Genomic DNA, 19,860 nt, shown 5'->3' on the forward strand with positions numbered 1-19,860 from the left:
GCTGCAGGCGGCCACACGCGGTCCGCTGGTCTGCTCCCACACAGGAGGGAGAGGCAATGCCCGAGCACAAGGTCGGCACACAGGAGGAATTCGAGGCAGCCCGAGCCGAGTTGCTCGCGCAGGAGAAGGAACTCACCCGGCGTGGTGACGAGCTCGCGCGGCAGCGGCGGGCGCTTCCCTGGGTGCCGGTCGAGAAGGACTACCGCTTCGAGACCGAGGACGGGACCAAGTCGCTCGCGGACCTCTTCGACGGGCGCTCGCAGCTGCTCGTCTACCACTTCATGTTCGGCCCGCCCTACGAGGCAGGATGCACGGTCTGCTCCTCGATCGCGGACACCCTCTCTCCCAACGTGGTCCATCTCAAGGCCCGCGACGTGACGCTGATCTGCTCCTCGCGAGCGCCGATCGACAAGCTCCTCGTGTACCGGGACCGGATGGGCTGGAGCTTCGACTGGGTCTCCGCGGGCGGCAGCGACTTCCACCGCGACCTCGGCTTCCAGTACACCGAGGAGGAGCTGCGGCCGTTCCTGGACGGCGACATCCCGCCGACCGTGACGCAGATGGCCGGGCTGTCCGGCACGGACGTACTCGGTTACGTCACCGAAGGGCCGGGGCTGAGCGCCTATGCGCTCTCGGACGGCACCGTGTACCGGACGTACGTCACCACCGCGCGCGGCCTCGAGCCCGCCATGGCCTACTACGGGCTCCTCGACCGGGCGCCGCTCGGCCGCCACGAGGAGGGCGAGGAGACCCACTGGCTGCGCCGCCACGACGAGTACGGCGAGACCTGAACGGTCGTCTGGTCCCGACCTGCACGCGGTACTGGCGCCACGACGCCCCGTGGACTCGAGGCATCCGTACGACCCACCTCAGAATGTGCTGGAGTCTGCCCACACCACGACTCCACCTGTCAGGAGGACAGCGGCCGTGCCCCCGAACCGACCGTCGGTGCTGGTATTCGACGTGAACGAAACCCTCAGCGATATGGGCCCGCTGCGTGACCGCTTCGAGGAGATCGGCGCTCCCGGCGGCCTGATGCCCCTCTGGTTCGCCGGAACGCTCCGCGACGGGTTCGCGCTGGCCGCATCCGGCGGCTATGCCGACTTCGCCGAGCTGGCCCGCGACAGCCTGCGTGGGCTGCTGGCCAGTGCGGAGCACCGGCCAGTCGATCTGGATGCCGCGGTCCGTCACGTCCTGTCCGGATTCTCCGAGCTGGCGGTTCACCCCGACGTGCCCCCGGGAGTACGGGCTCTGCGCGCCGCCGGATACCGGTTGGTGACGATGACCAACGGCAGCACCGCCCTCACCGAGAAGCTCCTGGACAAGGCCGGCGTACGGGACTGTTTCGAGGCCCTGATGGACGTCGCAGGACCAGGCCGGTGGAAACCGCACCCGAGCGCCTACAGCCATGTGATCGAAGGCTGCGCCGTCAGTGCCGATCAGGCCATGCTCGTGGCCGTCCACCCGTGGGACGTCGACGGCGCCCAGCGGGCGGGGCTGGCCGGCGCCTGGCTCCGGCGCGGTGCCGCCGTCTATCCGGATTCGCTCACCGAGCCGACGCTGATCGCGGAAGACCTGACGGACCTCGCGCGCCTCCTCGGCTGATCGAGATCGCGGCTGCTCCGCCGCCGGGACCAATCGGGGCCCTTGTCGGCGCCCGCTCATGCGATGGTTACCAGCCCCGTCCGCACGGCCGTTGGGCGGCGAGGACCCGCTGCCCGCATGGGGTCGCCGTCAGCGGTATCTCGGCCCCCTGCCTCGGCGCGCTTGCAGGGCGTGAGGGCGGGAACCGCACCAGCGTGCCTGGCCTGTCGCGTGCGTCGGCCTGGCCTTGGTAGTGCGCCAGCGCGCGGTAAAGCGACTGAAGGATCCGTGTCGCCGGGACGTCGATGCAGATCCGATCCTCCGCGTAGGCGTGGACGAGGTCGTGCACCCGGAACCATCCGGCTTTCGCCTCACTGACCAGGCGCAGTGCGGACAGTGCGTCGAGGTGTTGCCGAACGGTCGCCTCGGATTCGCCCGTGAGGGCGGCGTCGAAGTCGGGCAGTCGCCCTGCGCGCCCTCCAGCACCACCACAGCGACATCACCGCACGCGGCGCCCGCCTCGTCGCCGTCTCCCCGCAGATCCCCGACGAGTCCCTCTCCCTCACCGAGAAGCACGGCCTGGCCTTCGACGTCCTCAGCGACATCGACTCCGACACCGCCAAGCAGTACGGCCTCGCCTTCGGCCTCCCCGACGGCCTCGCCGCCGTTTACGACAAGCTCGGCTTCGACCTCCAGCGCGTCAACGACGGTCACCCGCGCACGCTGCCGTTGCCCGCCACGTATGTCATCGACCGCGACGGCACCATCCGCCGGGCCTTCGTCGACACCGACTACACGACCCGCGCCGAACCGGCCGACGTCCTCGCCGCCCTCGACGCACTGCACTGAGTCGCGTCTCGTGGCGAGGGCCGGAGCGGTCCGTTCCCTCGCCGGAGGAACGTCAACGCCCGCGCCCCGCTCATCAACGCGACGTCGCTGCCGCCTCCTCGCTGTCGTGCGTCTCCTCCGCCGCCCGGGATCCGGCGTCCCGGCGGTCCAGCCAACTCAGCACCGGAACCGTCATCACCGTGGTGATCAGGGCGACGAGGACCAGCGCGGTGAACAGTTCCTCGCTGACGATGCCGGCCGCCAGCCCGATGTTCAGGGCGATCAGTTGCATCAGCCCCCGGGCGTTCATCAGGGCGCCGACCCGGACGGCCACCGGGCCGGGTTCGCCCCTGAGCCGGGCAGCGGCCCAGCAGCCGCCGAACTTGCCGGCCACCGCCAGGACGACCGCGGCCGCCCCGAACGCGGTCACGGACGGGTCGGAGAAGACGTCGAAGCGGGTGTTCAGGCCGGAGTAGGTGAAGAACATCGGGACGAACACAACCTGGGTCACGGACTGGGTGGTCCGCACGAGCCGTTCGGATGCCTCGCCGCGGGGCATGGCCATCCCGACGCAGAACGCCCCGAAGACGGCGTACAGGTCGATGGTGTCGGTGAACCAGGCGGCGCAGAACAGCACGGCGACGGTGAAGAGGAGGCGGGTGTCGTCGCCGAGGCCGGGCCGGTCGACGATCCACTTCAGCAGGCGGCGTCCCAGCAGGAACAGGACGGCCACGAACAGCAGGGAGCCGCCGACCGCCCTCAGGACGGGCCCCGCCTCGCCCTTGGCCACGCTCAGCACGCCGGCGAGCAGGATCCAGGCGACGGCGTCGTCGGTGGCCCCGGAGGCCAGGGCGAGTGAGCCGAACCGGGAGCCGGCCAGCCCCCGTTCGGTGATGATCCGGGCCAGCATCGGGAACGCGGTGATCGCCAGGGCGACGCCGACGAAGGCCGCCGTCACCCAGACCGACACCCCGTCGACGAAGATGCCGACGTGGCCGTGGGCCACCAGGGTCAGCCCCACGCCCAGCGCCAGCGGGATCGCCACCCCGGCCGAGGAGACGGCGACGGCGGTGCCGGCCAGCCCGCGTCCGGCGTGCGTACGGAACTCGTAACCGGCGGCGAACATCAGGGCCACCAGGCCGATCTGTCCGGCCACGTACAGCATCGGCTTGAGTTCGGATGGGAAGACCTCGGCGGAGAGCCCGGGGGCGAGGAGTCCGAAGAGCGAGGGGCCGAGGAGTACGCCGGCGATCATCTCGCCCACCACAGGTGGCTGTCCGAAGCGGCCCGCCACCAGGACGACCAGACGGCACGTCAGCAGAATCACGACGACGGCCAGGAAGAAGGCGGGAGCGAGCTCCACGGGAGTCATGGTCTCGTTCCTCTCAGTGGCCTGTTGTGACGGGGGCGGCGGGGCCGCCGGACGCGGCGGCGAAGTAGTTCCGGCACAGGCCCTGGCGCCGGGCGTCCCACACCATGTAGCTGCCGAGGGCGAGTTGGGTGAGGCTGCGCGGGACCGCCGCCCAGCGGTCGGCCAGCCGCATCGCCGCGAGTCGGATCCGCCGGCGTGCGGGGCTCCGGGCCGCCCCGGTTCCGCTGCGTGGGATCAGCAGGCAGGGGCCGCGGCTCGGCAGCGACCGGGTGTGCTCCGCCGAGGACTCCAGCCGGAAGCGGCGCAGGGTCTCCTCGGCCGCGACCCGCATGGTGAGGACGGCGAAGCCACGTGCCGGGCAGGGGCGGTTGGCGGTGACCCCGAACGGGATGAAGGCGGACGGCCTGGTGTCCGGGTCCAGCCACCGGTCCGGGTCGAAGGGGGCTGCACCGGAGCCCTGGTACTCGGGGTAGTTGAACAGCAGGACCGAGCCGGCCGGGATGGGGGCGCGTCCGTCCCGGGGGATCTCCCCGGAGGTGATCCGGTGGGCCACGCCGAAAAGCGGGAAGTGCTGCAGCGTCTCGTTGATGACCCGATCCAGGAATTCCGGGTCCCCCTCGCCGGCCGCCAGCCGGTCCTGCACGGGCCGGTGCGTGGCGAGGGCCAGCAGCAGGTGGGCCATCGCCTCCGACATCTGCACCACAGCGGTGTTGAAGAACGTGCCCTGCAAGTAGTAGGCGCGCTCCCGCTCGGAGAGCGAGGACGGCAGTGGCACCGGCGGCGGATCGTGGGCGAGCCGGTCGCGCAGGTGGGCGGTGAGCCGGGCGCGGCGGTCCATGTGGCGCAAACTCGTGCACTTCAGGGCGCTGACCACGTCGTCCGCGTTGCCGGTGATCAGGTCCCGGACGTGACGTGGGCACGGTGCACGGAAGACCACCTCGTAGTAGACCTCGGCCCAGACCGGCATCGTCAGGTCGCGCAGTCTGACCCGGTGCACGCGCGCGTGACGGTCGAGTTCGTCGAGCACCCGCCAGGTGCAGCGACCGACCAGTTCCGTCCACTGCTCCCGGGACAGCCCGGCCAGGATCTGCCGGGTGGTCCGGGCCACGTCGTCGTAGCGCGGTCCGGGCTCCAGGTGCTCCTGGTGTACCTCCGGGCCGGGCGAGAGCCAGTACCAGAACAGGTCGGACAGCGCGGCGCCACGGCTGCGGCCGTTGGCCGCCGGATGCCCGTACACGCTCTTGAACTCCTCGGCGGGAACCTCTCGACCTGGTGCCCGGATGCCCTCCTCGCCGCCGACCCGGGCGAAGATGCGCACCCGCAGCGCGACCACCGCCCTGGGCAGCCAATACGGCAGACCGGCCACCAGGACCACGGCCGCGGCCGCGACGAGCCATCCGGTGAGACTCACGCGATCACCCCACCGGATCGGCGGTCCGATCCCGGAGCCACGACAGGGCCCGGCACGCGACCCCACGCGGGCACCCGGACCAGATCGGGCGTCAGGTCGCCGAGCCCGGACGCCCCGCACAGGGCCAGGGTGTCGTCGAGTTCCTCGCGCAGCAGCTCCAGCAGCCGCCGTACGCCCTTCTCGCCGCCCTGGGCCAGCGCCCACATCACGGGCCGGCCGATGCCCACGGCCGTCGCGCCGAGCGCCAGCGCCTTGACCACGTCGGTGCCACGCCGGATCCCGCCGTCCAGCACGACCGGGATGCGGCCCGCGACGGCGGCGAGGATCTCCGGCAACAGCTCCAACGTGGCGGGGACGGTGTCGAGTTGGCGACCGCCGTGGTTGGACAGCAGCAGCCCGTCGACGCCGTGCCGGACCGCGAGCCGGGCGTCCTCGGGATGCAGTACGCCCTTGAGCAGGACCGGCAGATCCGTCACGCCGCGCAGCCGGTCGATGTGCTCCCAGCTCAGTTCCGGGGACATGGCGATCTGGCGTACGTGGCCGCGCTCGCCGTCGCGCAGATCCACCAGGTTCTCGCAGCGCAGCCCGGGTGGCAGATCGTGGAAGCCGTTGCGCCGGTTGCGTTCTCCCGCGCCCAGCACCGGGGAGTCGACCGTGACGACCAGGGCCGTACACCCGGCGTCGGTGGCCCGCCGTACCAGCGCCTCGGTGATCTCCGGGTCGGGCTGGATGTAGAGCTGGAACCACAGGGGCGCGTCACCGTCCGTCGCACGGACCGCGTCGGCGATCTCGCCCACCGCCACCGTGGACGCCATGGACACGATCATGATCGCTCCGGCGGCCGCCGCGGCTCGCGCGGTCGCCAACTCCCCCTCCGGATCGACCAGTTTGTGAAAGGCGGTCGGGGAGAGGAGTATCGGTAGCCTCGCCCGGCTGCCGAGCAGGGTGACGTCCAGGTCCCGTACCGCGCTCCCCCGCAGCACCCGGGGCAGCAGCTGCAGCCGCCCGAACGCCGCCTCGTTGGCCCGTACGGTGATCTCGTCGCGTGCCCCGCCGGCGATGAAGTCGGCGTGGACGGGGTCGAGTTTGTCGCGCGCGGCGGCCTCGAAGTCGTGCACGGTGTACTGCATGCCGCTCACCGCCCGGCGGGGTTCGGCAGGCGGTCCAGCTCGCGGGCGAAGAACTCCGCGAGCGGGGCGTGGTGGACCTCGGGATGGTCCCACTCGTTCTCCAGGTTCTCGGCCAGGTGATGCGTGCCGAGCAGCTCACGGTCCCTGAAGTGGCGGATCACCGGGTGCAGGTAGGCGGCGTCGAAGGCGGCGTCGACCGAGTTCTGGGCGGTGCGGCGTACCGTGATGTCGAAGGGGTCGACCTTGTCGTGGTCGGGGCCGTACTCCAAGGTCACGATGAAGTAGTCGCCGGTCGCGGCGAGTTGGCTCTCGTGGGCGTAGGCGACCGGGACTTCCTCGTGGTAGCGGGCCGGTTCGCCGGGTGAGGTGACGATCAGGTCCCCGATCACGCCGAACTGCTGCCACAGCGCCGAGCTGCGGTTGACCCTGGCCACCACGGCGTCCGCCAGCGCCGGCGGGGTCGCCTCCAGTGACTGGTGCGGCCAGGGCCGGTCATGGTGGCGTTCGTCGAGGATGCGGCTCAACGCCCGGACGGCGTACCGGAATCCGTGGATGAAACCGCCGGTGGACTTCTTGAAGTCACGCTGCTGCATCAGGGTGCCGGCGAAGTACAGGCCGGGCATGTTCACCGACTCGTACGCCGGAGTCAGGGCGGCGAAGCGGTCGTCGATGACGAGGTCGGGGCGGCACTCCGGGTCGAAGGCCGAGGCGTCGAAGCGGAAGCCGGTGCAGACGATGACCCGGTCGTAGCGCAGCTCCTTCACGACCTCGTCGGCCCGGGAGAAGCTGAAGCGGACGCGGTAGCTCCCGTCGGGATCCTTGTCGATCGACAGCACCTGGCCGTCCAACAGGGCGTTCTGCGACTTGAGTTGGTAGGTGTCGAGGAAGTTGTTGTTGACGGCGCGCAGATGGCCGACGTAGTGGGTGTTCCATGCCATGCGGACGGAGTGCGGCCCGGCGACATGGATCACGGCCGCGGTCTCGACGAGGTTGTCCGCGGTCTCCAGGGCGGAGTTGCCCTTGCCGATGATCAGGACGCGCCGGTCGGTGAAGTCCTCGGGGTCCACCGATACGGCGGAGTAGTCCTCGGCGGTCTCGATGCCGGGGATGTCAGGGGTGTTGGGCCGGGTCAGTCCGGTGGCCATGACCAGGCGACGGGCGTGGTGCTCGTGCCCATGCTGGTCAGTGACGGTGTAGCCGTCGGCGTCGCGCCGGATCCGCTGCGCCCGGGTGTCGTAGGCGATGTCCAGCTTGAACGCCTCGGCGAAGTCGGCGAGATAGCGCACCAGATCGTCGGCGTGCGGGAAGTAACGCTTGCTGTAGCGGGTGAACAGCAGCCGGTCGTCCGGGGAGAGCAGGGAGTTCCAGTCCATCCGGAGATTCAGCTCGGGATCTTTGGTGCCGTTGTGCACCTTGTTGATGGAGATCAGCTTGCGGTGGCGGGGGAAGGTACGGAAGAAGGTGCCGGGGGCGTGGCCGCCCTCCAGGATCCGGTATCCGTGACCTGCCGCCTGGAGTAACTGCCCGAGCTGGAGCCCGGCGGGACCTGCGCCGACGACAAGGTAATCGAGAGGCTCGCTGTGCATGGAGTGCATGGATCTCTCCTTCTGCTCCAGGCTGCTCCGGGCGAAGACATGCCTGGAGGCTGGTGGGGGTGAGAAACGGGAGAGTGCGGTTGCGCATGGCGGCCGGGCGCGCCGTGGTGCCGGTCGGCAGGCGCGCACGGCGATGCTTCACAGGCGTGCGGAGCGGTCCGGAAGACAGCCGCAGCCAGTGGCACCCGAGGGCGGCACAACCGGGCATTCCGTCAGGGACATGACTGACCCCTCCGTCGGATTTCCCTTTGAAACCTCAAGCAGCACGCTAGTGACGAGCTGCAGCCGAGGGCAACAACCCCTCTGGGATGACAGGAATTCGACAGGTGCCGCCCTGCACGCTGCGAGGGTCGGACGGTCGTTGTCTCCGTGGGTCCCCCTACACCCCACATTGGAGACAATCAAGGACATGGCAGATCCCGTTGAGATCGCCGACTACGACCCCGCCTGGCCGGAGCGTTTCCGCGCGTTGGGGGCCGAACTACGCGACGCACTGGGCCAGGTCGCCGTCCGTATCGATCACGTCGGGTCGACCGCCGTGCCGGGCGTGGCCGCAAAGGCCGTCCGGCACCGCTCGGCCCTGGCGGCCGGGGCGATCGCGCTGCTGGGCAGCTTCGGGTTCGCTCTGCCCACGGTCAGCGCCGCCGCACCATCCAGATCGGCGGCATCGGCGGCGGCGTATTCCTTCTCGCCGTGGTCGTCGCGGCCTGGCGGCTGTGCAGCACCGGGGTGGACCGCCGCTTCCGGAGCAGCCCGTGGCCGACCGCGGCCCTCGCCCTCAGCAGCGTCGCGGTCGTGTGTCTGGGCGTGTACGGCGTCCTGGACACCCTGGGGCTCACCCCGGCCGGCTGAGGCGGCGCGGGCCTGCTGAAGAGGTGACTCGCAGCTCGCCCGGGCGGCTCTCAGGTGTCCGCCGGGCGGCGACGCCCCAGGACGGGTTCGGCCAGCGCTCTCGCTGTCCAGCAGAGGGTCTGGCCGTGCCGGGCGAAGAGTTCGTCGCGCGAGTCGAGGCGGCCCAGGTCCGCCAGGACGTAGGCGGAGAGATCGCACGAGGCGCCGGCGGCCGGGCACAGGGTCGTCGCGCCGTCCCAGTCGATCGCCGTCCTGGACAACGCCTCGAAGAGCGTCTCCGCGTCCGCGTTGGTGAAGCCGCCACCGTGGCCGTCGCTCAACTCGCCGAGGCTGCCGAAGAGTTCGGAGACCGGCAACCAGGGTGCCGTGGCGTGGACGGTCGGCGAGAGTCCCTCGATACGGAACTCCGGCCACGCCAGCAACACCTGGTCCGGGACGAGCCGACGCAAACGAGGGAAGCGCGGATACCAGAAGGCCCCGTCCACCAGCAGTCCGCGCACCCGCGTCGCCACCCCGGACGCCCGCGCCACCGCCTCCAGCACGGCCAGCCGCTGGCTGCACGAGCCACGACCGCGGCGCAACACCTCGGACACGGGTCGGGCGTCCTGCACCGAGTACACGGGCCGCACGGTTGCGGTGATCCGCCGGTGGGCCCGGCGCAGAATCGCCATCCGGTCGGTGGGCTCCACCCCCGTCGGCATGTCGAGCTCCCGACGCAGCGAGGCGACGAGCGGATGCCGCCAGTTGAGGATGCGCGTCGGGTCCGTGCTCCCGACCGCCGTTCCCCCGCCGGTCGTGCTGATGCGGGACCGACCTCGTGGTGCGAGCAGCGAACTCGTCATGACCGCGGTCCTCTCGTCCAGCGCCCCGGATCGTCAGAGGCATCATGCCGGAGAAATTGAACGCGTTCAACTACGATTGAGTGTCACTGAGCGGTCGGGGCGCAACGCCGGCGGTCAGGCCCACCGTGCATCGCTTGCCGCCCCACCACGGATCGGACGGGTTGGGTATATTACCCCTAGGGGTATTTCTGAGGAGTGATGGTGGATCTGGAACTCGCGGGTGCGGAGCTGAAGTCCGTGCTGAACCGGCTGCGCAGGGCGCAGGGCCAGATCTCCGGTGTGATCCGGATGATCGAGGAGGGGCGGGACTGCGAGGAGGTCGTGACCCAGCTGTCCGCGGCGTCCCGCGCTCTCGACCGGGCGGGGTTCGCCATCATCGCCACGGGTCTGCAGCAGTGCCTGACGGACGTCGACGGCGACGCGAGGTCCGACGAGAGCCGCGAGCAGATGCGCGCCCGCCTGGAGAAGCTGTTCCTCTCGCTGGCCTGAGGACGATGCCCCATAAGACCCCCCGGGGTATTTGAGGGACGGCAGCGCGATCACCCCAGGGGGTATCCCCGAGACGCGAGTCAGCCGTGCGAGAACCGGATCGCGGGCAGCACCCGACGCAACCACGCCGGCGACCACCACGCGGCCCGGCCGGTCAGACGCAGCAGCACCGGGAGCAGGACGAGCCGGATGAGGAAGGCGTCGAGGAGGACGGCGACGCCGAGCACGATGCCCATCTCCTTGGGCGGCAGCGGGTCGGCGAGCGCGAAGGTGAAGAACACCGCGACCATCACTGCGGCCGCGGCGAAGACGACCCGGCCGGACTGGGCCAGGGCGCCGACGACCGCCCGCCTGGGGTCACCCGTCTTCTCGTAGTTCTCCTTGGCGGAGGAGAGCAGGAAGACGGTGTAGTCCATGGCGATGGCGAAGATCATCGCGAAGAAGAACACCGGTCCCCATCCGTCGAGGAAGCCCTGAGGCTCGAAGCCCAGCAGGTCCGACAGATGCCCCTCCTGGAAGATCAGCCTCGCGACGCCGAAGGCGGCGGCGGTGGCGAGGAGATTCGTCAGTACGCCGATGGCGGCGACCAGCGGGGCCTGCAGGGCGACCAGCAGGAGGAGGAAGCCGAGGACCAGGATGACCCCGATGACGAGCGGCGCCTTGTCGTCCAGGGCCTGCTTGAGGTCGAGGTTCTCCACGGCGGCGCCGCCGACCAGCGCATCACCCGGGAGTTCTGCGCGCAGCGTGTCCACGGTCTTCGCCAGGGAGGGGTCGGACGGGTCGACGGACGGCACGGCCTGGATGAGACTCCACCCGGATCCGTCGCCCGCCCGCTGGGCGGGCAGGACGCCCGCGATGCCATCGGTCGACTTCAGCGCTTCGGTCGTCGCCGTGACGGACGTGTCCGGTACGGCGATCTGCAGCATGCCCGGCGCTCCCTTGCCGAAGCTCTGCTGCACCAGGGCGTAGCCCTGGCGTGAACTGTCGTTCTCGGGCACGACCTTGATGGACGGCATCGCCGTCTTCAGCCCGAACACCGGGACGGCCAGGGCGATGAGCACGGCCAGCGCGAGAGCGCCGAAGCGCAGCGGCTGCCGCCACAGGCGCTCGCCCCACGCACCGAAGCGCGGCGACTCGGTGCGGTCGGTGCGGGTGCGGGGCAAGGCCAACTTGTCGACGCGCGGCCCGAGTTTGGCGAGGACCGCCGGGAGCAGCGTGAGGGTGGCGGCGAGGACGAAGACGACGGACAGCATGATGCCGACGGCCATGGTCCGCACGGCGGGAGCGGGCACGAGCATCACCGCGGACAGGCTGACGAGCACGGTCAGCCCCGACAGCAGGACCGCCTTCCCCGCGGTGTCCATGGTCTCCTCGACGGCCCGCCGCCGCTCCCCGCTGTGCGCGAGGGCCGCCCGGAAGCGGATCACCAGGAACAGGGCGTAGTCGATGCCCAGCGCGAGCGCGAACATCAGGGCGAAGTCCATCGCCCAGATGGAGATCGGCGTGACGTGGCTGATGAGGACGAGCGAGCCGACCGAGGCGGCCAGTCCCGCCATGGTCAGCAGCAGCGGCAGTCCCGCGGCGACCAGCGAGCCGAACGCCACGACCAGCACCGCGAGCGTCACCGGCCAGGACAGGATCTCCGCGTGGATCATCGCCTCGAGATTGGCGGTGTTGAAGTCGCTCCACATCACCGAGGCACCGGTGGCCCGCACGGTCACGTCGTCCGTGGACAGCTTGCGCAGCGGTTCCTTGAGGTCCTCCGCGGCGCGCACCATGTCGTCGGTGTCCGCCGCGGCACCGCCCAGCACGACGGCGGTCCTGCCGTCGCGGCCGATGCTCGCGCCGGCCTGAGGCGCCACGACCTCGCCGATCCGGTCGTCGGACTTCAACTCCCTTGTGACCTCAGCGATGACGTGCTGCACGGAGGGATCACCGACCTGGTGGCTCTTCGAGGACACGGCCACCTGTATCGCGGAGGAACCGGTCCCGCCGAAGTGCTTCTCGGCCAGTTCCCGGACCTTCACCGACTCCGAACCGTTGCTCTGCCACCCCGCACCGGACAGCACCGAGGTCACCTGCGGTGCGAACGCACCCAGGACGCCGACGACCACCAGCCAGCCGATGAGTACGTGCCTGAAGTGCCCGGCGGTCCAGGCCCCGAGCCGCCCCAGCGGCCCGGCCGGGCCCGGGGCCGAGGGGTCCTCGGCACCCCCGGCGTCGGTTGCGTCGGTGGTGGTGGCTGTGGACATGCTTCCTCCTCGGCATTTATACCCCAGGGGGTATATGAGACGTCCGGAGCATACCTCATACCCCTGGGGGTATCCGAAACGTGAGATGAATACCCCCAGGGGTATTATCGGAACTACACCAAGGACCGACCGCACACCCGAAGGGATCCGCGCAATGCGCTACGACCGCACCGTTCACCTCGACACCGACTTCGCCACGACCGTCATCGCGGTGCGCGAGGCCCTCGCCGAGCAGGGGTTCGGCATCCTCACCGAGATCGACGTCGCGGCCACGCTCAAGGCCAAGCTCGGTCACGACATGGAGGACTACGTGATCCTCGGCGCCTGTAACCCGCCCCTGGCCCACCGGGCGCTCGACATCGACCGCACCATCGGGCTGCTCCTGCCCTGCAACGTCGTCGTACGCGCCGAGGGCGACGGCACCACCGTGCAGGCCATCGACCCGGGCACGATGACCGCCCTCACCGGACTCGATGCGCTGCGGCCCGTGGCGGAGGAGGCGGCTCGCCGGCTCGACGCGGCCCTGAACGCGCTCGCGCAGCCCGTTGCGTGAGGCATCCGGCGTACCTATGCACGCAGGTGGCGACTCAGGTCGCCCACCAAGTGAATGCGAACCCGACGCTCCACGAACCGCCACTGCCCGTCACGCCGCTCGAAGCGGTCGCCGTAACGTCCGGCGGCCACGGGCTGCAGCGGCAGGTCGGGCAGGGCCTGGAAGACGGTGACATACGAACGCGCGGCGGTGGTGCCCGCCTGCTCGTCGACCTCGACGGCAATGTTCGTCGTGGCGTGGTGGGTACGTGGCGTGCCGTCCTCGTAGAGAATCACCGAGTCGCGCAGCATTCGCTCGACGGCTTCACGGCCCTTGACCGGCCCCCCGCTTCCGATGAACACGGCGTCGGAGAACAGCACGCCGACACCGGCGAAGTCGCCGTCGTCGACCAGCTCTGCATACCTGGCTGTCAAGTTCGTCACGGCGGACGTGTCCGCGGCTGCGTCCATGACGGTCGAGGGTACGAGGCCGCCGCGCGCCCGCCGCGACTCCGTGTCGTACGGAGATGCCGCGCCGCCCCGCAGGCAGCGAGCTCAGCGACGGACGCGGTAGCGGATGTGGGTCGCCTCCGGAGTGTCGATCACCCGGAGGATCTCCAACTCGATCTGTGACGGCAGGACGTCGAACAGCCGACGGCCGGCACCGAGCAGCACCGGAATCTGGTGGACCTGGATCTCGTCGAGGACCCCGGCCTCGAGCGCCCGTTGCGCTGTGTACGCGCCGCGCACCTGTACATCCTTCTCCCCCGCGGCGGCCTTGGCCTGCGCCATCGCGCTCTCGATGCCGTCCAGCACGTACGTCACCAGCGGATAGCCCCAACGCGCGGCCGGGCCGGGCGGACGGTGACTGGGCACGAAGATCGGCAGACCTCCGTGATCACCGCCCCAGTGGTCCATGAGCTCTGCCGTGCGCCGCCCCACGAGCACGGCACCGGCCGCAGTCCATTCGTCCTGGAACTGGACGGCCACCGCTGCCAGGCCGCCCGACTCACCATCGGCGTCGGCCCACTTGTGCAGCCGCTCGCCGTCGTCTCCGCCGAGGAAGTCGTCGGGGTCGGCGATGTACCCGTCCAGTGACACCGACATGTCGAGCACTGATGTGGACACTCTGGCCTCCTGCGATCTCGATCCGGACTGTTGTCGATGTGCTGTAGACCCGGTCCGGCGGCACTACTCATCGGTCAGGCCGGCAACGGCCCGGCTCAGCCCCGATGAGCACACCCTCGATCCCGTCACCACTGTGGACGTCCGCCCGACGCTGCCCTAAGGTGCACGGCAAGCGCTTTCTAGCATGACCATGCCAGCCCACCTCGACATCCTTTGTCCGGCGGAAGGGAAGCGTCTCGTGCCCCACAGCGCCTCACACGAACCCGGCTCCTCGCCTCAGTGGTCCCGCAAGGCGTTCCTCCGGGGGCTGGCGGCCGTCGGGGTGGCCCCGCTGCTCCCCGTCGCGCTTCCCACGAAGGCCCACGCCGCCGGGCCCGGCCTACCTCTGGTGCAGGACGGCAGCGCAGCCTCCGTGTTCGTGGACCCGGCCGACGACCCCGCCGTCGTCCGCGCCGCCGGCGACCTGCAGGCCGACGTCGAACGAGTCAGCTCCGTACGGCCGTTACTCCTGCACGCGCTCCCCGACCGGGCCACCGCCCTGGTCCTGGTCGGCACCCTCGGCGCCAGCCCGGTCATCGACCGGCTCGTCGCGCAGGGGCGACTCGACGTCTCGCGGGTGCAGGGGCGCTGGGAGGCCTCGGTCACCCAGGTGGTGGACCGGCCGGTGCCAGGCGTCGACCGGGCACTGGTGATCGCGGGCAGCGACCGGCGGGGAACGGTCTACGGCATCTACGACACCTCGGAGCGCATCGGGGTGTCGCCCTGGCACTGGTGGGCCGACGTACCCGTCGAGCACCACGACGCCGTGACCGTGCCCGCGGGGCCGTTCAAGCGGTACGAGCCCTCCGTCCGCTACCGGGGCGTCTTCCTCAACGACGAGCAGAATCTGACCACTTGGTCGCACCGCACCCAGGAGCCGGACAAGAACATCGGCCCGGAGACCTACAAGCGCATCTTCGAGCTGCTGCTCCGCCTGAAGGCCAACTACCTCTGGCCGGCCATGCATCCGTACTCCGACTTCTTCAACAAGTACCGCGAGAACCCCGAACTGGCCGACCGCTACGGCATCGTCGTCGGCTCCAGCCACCCCGAGGCCCTGCTGCGCAACGGCGTGCACGAGTGGGACCCCTGGGCACAGGAGCACCGCAACGCCGACGGCAGCCTGCCCGTCTACGACTACACGGTGAACCCCATCGTCATCTCCGACTACTGGAGAGCCCGGGCCCGCGAGAACGCCGCGTACGAGAGCAGTTGGACGCTCGGCATGCGCGGGCTGCACGACAGCGCGCTGGAGACGAAGAACGCCACCACGATCCCGGAGAAGGTCGTGGTGATGAACAACATCATCGCCGACCAGCGCCGGATCCTCGCCGAAGAGGTCGGCGCCGTCGTCGAACCGCAGATCTTCATCCCGTACAAGGAGGTCCTGGACCTGTACAACGCGGGCGTGCAGGTCCCCGACGACGTCACGCTGATCTGGCCCGACGACAACCACGGCAACATGCGCCAGCTGCCGAACGACGACGAGCGCGCCCGCTCCGGCGGCAACGGGATCTACTACCACCTCTCCTACTGGGGCCGACCGAGGAGTTATCTGTGGCTGGACACCACCCAACTGGCCAAGGTCTGGCAGGAGTTGCGGCGGGTGTACGAGCACGGCGTCGACCGGATGTGGATCTTCAACGTCGGTGACCTCAAGTCGATGGAGAACGGGCTGTCCTTCTGTATGGACATGGCCTGGGCCGTGGACCGGTGGAGCGCCGACGACGCCGAGAGCGGCTTCATGGCCGAGTGGGCCGGGCGGCAGTTCGGGCAGCGCCACGGCCGGGAGATCGCCGCGATCCGCAGCGAGTACTACCGTCTCGCGGCGGAACGGCGCCCGGAGTTCATCGACCGCGACATCTTCTCCGTGATCCATCACGGGGACGAGGCGGGGCGCCGGATGGGTGCCTACGACCGGTTGTTGCAGCGAACGCAGGCCGTTGGGGCCCAGCTTCCCGACGCCTACCGGGATGCCTTCTACGAGCTGGTCGAATACCCGGTGCACGGCGCGTACTTGATGAACCTGAAGTACTACTGGGCGGACCGCAACGCGCTCGCGCTCCGCCAGGGCCGCGGCGCCGGAACCAACCGCTTCGCGGATCTCGCCGAGTCCGCCCACGCCGACGAGCAGGCACTCACCGCGCGGTACAACACCCAGGTGGCGGGCGGGAAATGGGACGGGTACATCAATCCCTATCCCTCCCAGATACCGAAGGCTCCCGGCCGCCCGAGCGTCACCAGGGTCACGCGGCAGGACACCTCCGGGCTGGGCGTGGCCGCCGAAGGGAACGAGACCGGAGCGGAACGGCCGCTGATCTTCTCCTCCTGCACGCGCGATCGCCGTTTCTTCGATGTCTTCAACACCGGTTTCCTGGCGGTGACTTGGGCTGCACAAGCCAGTCATCCGTGGGTGCGGCTGAGTTCGCCGGGCGGGTCGATCACCGAGCAGGTCCGTGTGTGGGTCGAGGTCGACTGGGAGCGCGTGCCCGAGGGGACGTACGACGCCACCGTTGTCGTCAGCGGTGCCGATCGGCGGGTCGAGGTGCCGTTGCGGGTGGTCAACGACGGGGAGCGGGCGAGTCGGCGGGCCCGTGGGTTCGTCGAGGCGGGCGGGTATGTCTCGATCGACGCCCGGCACGCCGACCGGCGGGTGGCGCGCGGCGGGGCGCGCTGGCGGACCGTGCGCGGGCTCGGTCGTCGTGGCGGAGCCATGGACGCCGTGCCCTCGACCGCGGCGCCGATCACCGAGGAAATCGCCGTCACTGCACCGGAGTTGAGCTATCGGGTGCGCTTCACCAGCACCGGCACCTTTCCCGTCACCGTCTTCCGGCTGCCCTCGCTCGACGAACGCGGGCGTCGTCGGCTGGCCGTCGCGCTGGACGATCAGTCGGTCACCGTCCTGACGGGGCAGGCCGTCGCCACCGGCAACCGCGGAGACACCTGGGCCCGCAACGTGGAGGAGGGGATCGAGAAGCTGACCGCCACGGTGACCGTCTCGACGCCCGGCGAGCATGTCCTGCGGCTGTTCATGGTCGACCCGGCGATCGCCGTCGACCAGATCGTCATCGACACCGGTGGCCTGCCTGCCACGTATCTTGCGCCGCCGGAGAGCTACCACCCGGTGTTCAACCCGGACCCCGCCCCCGCGGCGGTCCTGGACTCACCCGCCCGCTAGCCGAGTTCCGGCCAGATCGATCTTCTGTCAGCTTGCTGACCGGAAGTTGTCAGGTTCGTGGGCTTGCATGGCGACGGTTCCCTTCACCCGGTCTTGAAGGTCCCCCACCTTGAGACCCCCCACCGTGAAGGTCCCCCCACCATGAAGGAGTGACATGATCCACGCCCCTGCCGGCGTCACGGACGCGACGATTCCCGAGTTCCCGATGCCCCGGGCGGCCGGATGTCCGTTCGCCCCGCCCCCGGAGCTGATGCGGCTGCACGCCGAACAGCCCGTCTCCCAGGTGCGGTTGTGGGACGGCAGCACGCCCTGGATCGTCACCCGCTACGACGACCAGCGGGCGCTGTACGGCGACAAACGGCTCAGCGTCGACCCGAGGCGCACCGGCTTCCCCCACTTCAGTGCCGCCTTCCAGCAGGCCTACTCCCAGATGCCGCCGTCCTTCCTCAACATGGACGACCCCGACCACGCCCGCATTCGCCGGATGGTCACCGCGCCGTTCACCATCAAGCGCATCGAGGCCATGCGTCCGGCGGTCCAGCGGATGACCGACGAGTTCATCGACGCCATGCTGGCCGGTCCGAACCAGGCCGACCTGGTGGAGGCCCTCGCACTGCCGCTGCCGTCGCTGGTGATCTGCGAACTGCTCGGAGTCCCTTATGAGGACCATGAGTTCTTCCAGAGCAAGAGCAAGGTGGGCGTCCGCCGGGACGCCTCGCTCGAGGAGTCGCACGCCGCCTCGGGCGCCCTCCTCGCGTACCTGGACGAGCAACTCCAGGCCAAACTCGCCGACCCGGCCGACGACATGCTCTCCGACCTGGCCGCCCGGATGCAGGCCGGCGACCTCACCCGCCGAGAGGCCGCGATGCTGGGCCTGTTGCTGCTCGGCGCCGGGCACGAGACGACCGCCAACATGATCGCCCTGGGCGTGCTCGCCCTCATGGAACACCCCGACCAGCTCGCCGTCGTCCGCGACACCGACGACCCGCAGGTCCTCGCGGGCGCGGTGGAGGAGATGCTGCGCTTCCTCACCGTCGTCCACAACGGCCAGCGTCGCGTCGCGCTGGACGACATCGAAATCGGCGGCCGCCTCATCCGCGCCGGGGAGGGCGTCATCATCCCGGGCGCCACCGGCAACTGGGAGCCCGACCGCTTCCCCGACCCCGACCGCCTCGACCTCCGGCGCGACGCCCGCCGCCACATGGCCTTCGGCTTCGGCATCCACCAGTGCCTGGGCCAGCCGCTCGCCCGCCTCGAACTCCAGGTCGTCTACGGCACGTTGTTCCGCCGCGTCCCCACCCTGCGCCGGGCCACCGAGCTGGAGAAGATCCCGTTCAAGGACGACGGCGTCGTCTACGGCGTCTACGAGCTGCCGGTGACCTGGGAGTCGCACCCTCTTGAGAAAATCAATTCTCAGGCCTTGATGACTTAAGAAAATCAAGTTACAAATGAATGGAGGGTGCTTCGACGAGAGCTGGGGAGCCGAGGGTGGACTGGCAGGAGCTGACGGACCTGACGCAAGGACAGCCGTTCGTGGTCGAGCGGGTCCTCACCGGCAGCGGCATCGCGATCGAGGGGCAGTTCGAGCCGCCGCAGCTGGCTCAACTCGGCGTCGACGACCAGGTGTTCGTGGCGGCGTTCGTGCGGTCGCACGGTTCGATCAAGGAGATGGAGCGGATCTTCGGGGTGAGCTACCCGACGGTCAAGTCCCGGCTGAACCGGATCGCCGAGCAACTCGACTTCGTCGAGACCGACCCGGAACCCACCGGCGCCGCGGACGTCGTCGACCGGCTGCGGCGGGGGGAGATCAGCGCCCAGGAGGCGCTGGCCGAGCTGGAGGAGTCCGGATGATCCCGTACCTGGTGACAGTGCACTATCGACGCCCCGACGGGCGACGACGCCGGCTGTACATCCCGGTCCTGCTGATGCTGCTGCTCCTGTCACCACTGGTACTGCTCGCCGTGCTGGGCGGAGTCGTCGCATGCCTCGTCACCGGCGTGAGCCCCGTGGGCGCGCTGCGCGGTGCCGGGCAGCTGCTGTGGGCGCTGCCCGGCACCCGGTTCGAGCTCGAGTACGACCGTACGGCGGTAATGGTCAGCGTCAGATGAGTCAGAGCAGCGAGGAGGAGCAATGAACGAGCAGCGCCGCCAGATCCTGGAGATGCTGGCCGAAGGCAAGATCACCACGGACGAGGCCGAGCGGCTGATCGACGCCCTCGGACGAGAACGGCCCGGGTCGCCGCCAGGGGTCTCGTCCCGCTCCAAAACCCGGCCCAAGTACCTGCGCGTGGCGGTGAGTTGGGCGGACGACTCCGGCGGGGACGGGCCGGGACGGGTCAACGTCCGGGTCCCGTTGCAGCTGCTGCGCGCCGGGGTCCGTCTCACGAGCCTGATCCCTCCGCAGGCGCTCGCCAAGGTCAACGCGGAGCTGAACAAGTCAGGCGTACCGATCGACCTCGCCGAGCTCAAGCCGCAGCACGTCGAGGAGCTCGTCGAACAGCTCGACGAGCTCAACATCGACGTCGACGCCCCCGACGCCAAGGTGCTGGTCTTCTGCGAGTGACACCGCAGGACTCCCGGCCCCCCACCGGGTCATGTGCCGTGCCCGGACCGCCACTTGCAGTCCGGGC

18 protein-coding genes and 2 pseudogenes are annotated in these 19,860 nt (G+C 69.9%); 12 read left to right on the forward strand and 8 right to left on the reverse strand.

What is annotated here, in order from left to right:
• Positions 1–56 precede the first annotated feature (56 nt).
• The 3 genes and pseudogenes from ABZ880_RS02395 to ABZ880_RS02405 all read left to right on the forward strand — a co-directional run.
• A complete protein-coding gene (locus ABZ880_RS02395) occupies positions 57–791 on the forward strand; it encodes a DUF899 domain-containing protein (RefSeq protein WP_361255468.1) in 735 nt (244 codons plus the stop codon).
• 136 nt (positions 792–927) lie between these two features.
• Positions 928–1,605 (forward strand): haloacid dehalogenase type II, encoded by a 678-nt coding sequence (locus ABZ880_RS02400; protein ID WP_361255471.1) that lies wholly within the window; start codon positions 928–930, stop codon positions 1,603–1,605.
• Positions 1,606–2,046: 441 nt separating this feature from the next.
• Positions 2,047–2,433: pseudogene (locus ABZ880_RS02405) on the forward strand (peroxiredoxin-like family protein); the annotation flags it as partial.
• Between the two features lie 73 nt (positions 2,434–2,506).
• On the opposite strand, the gene ABZ880_RS02410 reads toward ABZ880_RS02405, so the two are convergent.
• Genes ABZ880_RS02410 through ABZ880_RS02425 form a run of 4 tightly spaced genes read right to left on the reverse strand, consistent with a single transcriptional unit; the run spans position 2,507 to position 7,920 of the window.
• Positions 2,507–3,784 carry a cation:proton antiporter gene (locus ABZ880_RS02410; protein WP_361255474.1) on the reverse strand — a complete coding sequence of 426 codons (1,278 nt, stop codon included), beginning with the start codon at positions 3,782–3,784 and terminating at the stop codon, positions 2,507–2,509.
• 13 nt (positions 3,785–3,797) lie between these two features.
• Positions 3,798–5,195: a cytochrome P450 gene (locus ABZ880_RS02415; protein WP_361255477.1), complete on the reverse strand. Its 1,398-nt coding sequence runs from the start codon at positions 5,193–5,195 to the stop codon at positions 3,798–3,800.
• Positions 5,192–6,325 (reverse strand): alpha-hydroxy acid oxidase, encoded by a 1,134-nt coding sequence (locus tag ABZ880_RS02420; protein ID WP_361255480.1) that lies wholly within the window; start codon positions 6,323–6,325, stop codon positions 5,192–5,194. The genes ABZ880_RS02415 and ABZ880_RS02420 overlap by 4 nt, the downstream gene beginning before the upstream one ends.
• A 5-nt stretch (positions 6,326–6,330) precedes the next feature.
• Entirely contained in the window at positions 6,331–7,920 is a 1,590-nt protein-coding gene (locus ABZ880_RS02425) for an NAD(P)-binding domain-containing protein (RefSeq protein ID WP_361255483.1), read from the reverse strand.
• A gap of 409 nt (positions 7,921–8,329) precedes the next feature.
• Between ABZ880_RS02425 and ABZ880_RS02430 the strand changes: the two are divergent.
• Together ABZ880_RS02430 and ABZ880_RS02435 are read left to right on the forward strand one after the other, a co-directional pair.
• Positions 8,330–8,425 (forward strand): annotated as a pseudogene (locus ABZ880_RS02430) (hypothetical protein); the annotation flags it as partial.
• A 188-nt stretch (positions 8,426–8,613) separates the two neighbouring features.
• On the forward strand, positions 8,614–8,772 hold the full coding sequence (locus ABZ880_RS02435) for a hypothetical protein (RefSeq protein ID WP_361255906.1): 159 nt from the start codon (positions 8,614–8,616) through the stop codon (positions 8,770–8,772).
• Between the two features lie 50 nt (positions 8,773–8,822).
• Here the strand turns inward: ABZ880_RS02435 and ABZ880_RS02440 are convergent, their stop codons facing one another.
• Positions 8,823–9,614, reverse strand: a complete 792-nt coding sequence (locus ABZ880_RS02440) for a transglutaminase domain-containing protein (protein WP_361255486.1) — start codon at positions 9,612–9,614, stop codon at positions 8,823–8,825.
• Between the two features lie 201 nt (positions 9,615–9,815).
• Between ABZ880_RS02440 and ABZ880_RS02445 the strand changes: the two genes are divergently transcribed.
• On the forward strand, positions 9,816–10,103 hold the full coding sequence (locus tag ABZ880_RS02445; protein ID WP_361255865.1) for a metal-sensitive transcriptional regulator: 288 nt from the start codon (positions 9,816–9,818) through the stop codon (positions 10,101–10,103).
• Between the two features lie 80 nt (positions 10,104–10,183).
• Here ABZ880_RS02445 and ABZ880_RS02450 read toward each other — a convergent pair whose 3' ends face one another.
• Positions 10,184–12,355, reverse strand: coding sequence for an MMPL family transporter (locus ABZ880_RS02450; RefSeq protein ID WP_361255489.1), 2,172 nt, complete (start codon positions 12,353–12,355; stop codon positions 10,184–10,186).
• Between the two features lie 154 nt (positions 12,356–12,509).
• On the opposite strand from ABZ880_RS02450, the gene ABZ880_RS02455 reads away from it, so the two are divergent.
• Positions 12,510–12,908, forward strand: coding sequence for a DUF302 domain-containing protein (locus ABZ880_RS02455; protein WP_361255492.1), 399 nt, complete (start codon positions 12,510–12,512; stop codon positions 12,906–12,908).
• Between the two features lie 14 nt (positions 12,909–12,922).
• Here ABZ880_RS02455 and ABZ880_RS02460 read toward each other — a convergent pair whose 3' ends face one another.
• Positions 12,923–13,357, reverse strand: coding sequence for a nuclear transport factor 2 family protein (locus tag ABZ880_RS02460; RefSeq protein ID WP_361255495.1), 435 nt, complete (start codon positions 13,355–13,357; stop codon positions 12,923–12,925).
• Positions 13,358–13,441: 84 nt separating this feature from the next.
• Positions 13,442–14,014 (reverse strand): dihydrofolate reductase family protein, encoded by a 573-nt coding sequence (locus ABZ880_RS02465; protein ID WP_361255497.1) that lies wholly within the window; start codon positions 14,012–14,014, stop codon positions 13,442–13,444.
• A 307-nt stretch (positions 14,015–14,321) separates the two neighbouring features.
• Here ABZ880_RS02465 and ABZ880_RS02470 point away from each other — a divergent pair, with 307 nt between their 5' ends.
• From ABZ880_RS02470 to ABZ880_RS02490, 5 genes are all read left to right on the forward strand, one after another.
• Positions 14,322–17,231, forward strand: a complete 2,910-nt coding sequence (locus ABZ880_RS02470) for a glycosyl hydrolase 115 family protein (protein ID WP_361255868.1) — start codon at positions 14,322–14,324, stop codon at positions 17,229–17,231.
• Positions 17,232–17,385: 154 nt separating this feature from the next.
• Positions 17,386–18,663, forward strand: coding sequence for a cytochrome P450 (locus ABZ880_RS02475; protein WP_361255500.1), 1,278 nt, complete (start codon positions 17,386–17,388; stop codon positions 18,661–18,663).
• A 56-nt stretch (positions 18,664–18,719) separates the two neighbouring features.
• On the forward strand, positions 18,720–19,082 hold the full coding sequence (locus ABZ880_RS02480) for a DUF2089 domain-containing protein (RefSeq protein WP_361255503.1): 363 nt from the start codon (positions 18,720–18,722) through the stop codon (positions 19,080–19,082).
• Positions 19,079–19,339: a hypothetical protein gene (locus tag ABZ880_RS02485; protein WP_361255506.1), complete on the forward strand. Its 261-nt coding sequence runs from the start codon at positions 19,079–19,081 to the stop codon at positions 19,337–19,339. Before ABZ880_RS02480 ends, ABZ880_RS02485 begins: the two co-directional genes overlap by 4 nt.
• Before the next feature lie 22 nt (positions 19,340–19,361).
• Complete coding sequence (locus ABZ880_RS02490) at positions 19,362–19,793, forward strand: hypothetical protein (RefSeq protein ID WP_361255508.1); 432 nt, start codon at positions 19,362–19,364, stop codon at positions 19,791–19,793.
• The last annotated feature ends 67 nt before the right edge of the window (positions 19,794–19,860 follow it).

Origin of the sequence: Streptomyces sp. NPDC047043 (assembly GCF_040644055.1) — a bacterium.
Taxonomy (GTDB): domain Bacteria; phylum Actinomycetota; class Actinomycetes; order Streptomycetales; family Streptomycetaceae; genus Streptomyces.

What these genes read in the sequence shown, in the direction of transcription:
- ABZ880_RS02395 (WP_361255468.1), top strand. Translation starts at nt 57, where the DNA reads ATGCCCGAGCACAAGGTCGGCACACAGGAGGAATTCGAGGCAGCCCGA.
- ABZ880_RS02410 (WP_361255474.1), bottom strand. Translation starts at nt 3,784, where the DNA reads ATGACTCCCGTGGAGCTCGCTCCCGCCTTCTTCCTGGCCGTCGTCGTG.
- ABZ880_RS02420 (WP_361255480.1), bottom strand. Translation starts at nt 6,325, where the DNA reads ATGCAGTACACCGTGCACGACTTCGAGGCCGCCGCGCGCGACAAACTC.
- ABZ880_RS02425 (WP_361255483.1), bottom strand. Translation starts at nt 7,920, where the DNA reads ATGCACTCCATGCACAGCGAGCCTCTCGATTACCTTGTCGTCGGCGCA.
- ABZ880_RS02440 (WP_361255486.1), bottom strand. Translation starts at nt 9,614, where the DNA reads ATGACGAGTTCGCTGCTCGCACCACGAGGTCGGTCCCGCATCAGCACG.
- ABZ880_RS02450 (WP_361255489.1), bottom strand. Translation starts at nt 12,355, where the DNA reads ATGTCCACAGCCACCACCACCGACGCAACCGACGCCGGGGGTGCCGAG.
- ABZ880_RS02455 (WP_361255492.1), top strand. Translation starts at nt 12,510, where the DNA reads ATGCGCTACGACCGCACCGTTCACCTCGACACCGACTTCGCCACGACC.
- ABZ880_RS02460 (WP_361255495.1), bottom strand. Translation starts at nt 13,357, where the DNA reads ATGGACGCAGCCGCGGACACGTCCGCCGTGACGAACTTGACAGCCAGG.
- ABZ880_RS02475 (WP_361255500.1), top strand. Translation starts at nt 17,386, where the DNA reads ATGATCCACGCCCCTGCCGGCGTCACGGACGCGACGATTCCCGAGTTC.
- ABZ880_RS02485 (WP_361255506.1), top strand. Translation starts at nt 19,079, where the DNA reads ATGATCCCGTACCTGGTGACAGTGCACTATCGACGCCCCGACGGGCGA.
- ABZ880_RS02490 (WP_361255508.1), top strand. Translation starts at nt 19,362, where the DNA reads ATGAACGAGCAGCGCCGCCAGATCCTGGAGATGCTGGCCGAAGGCAAG.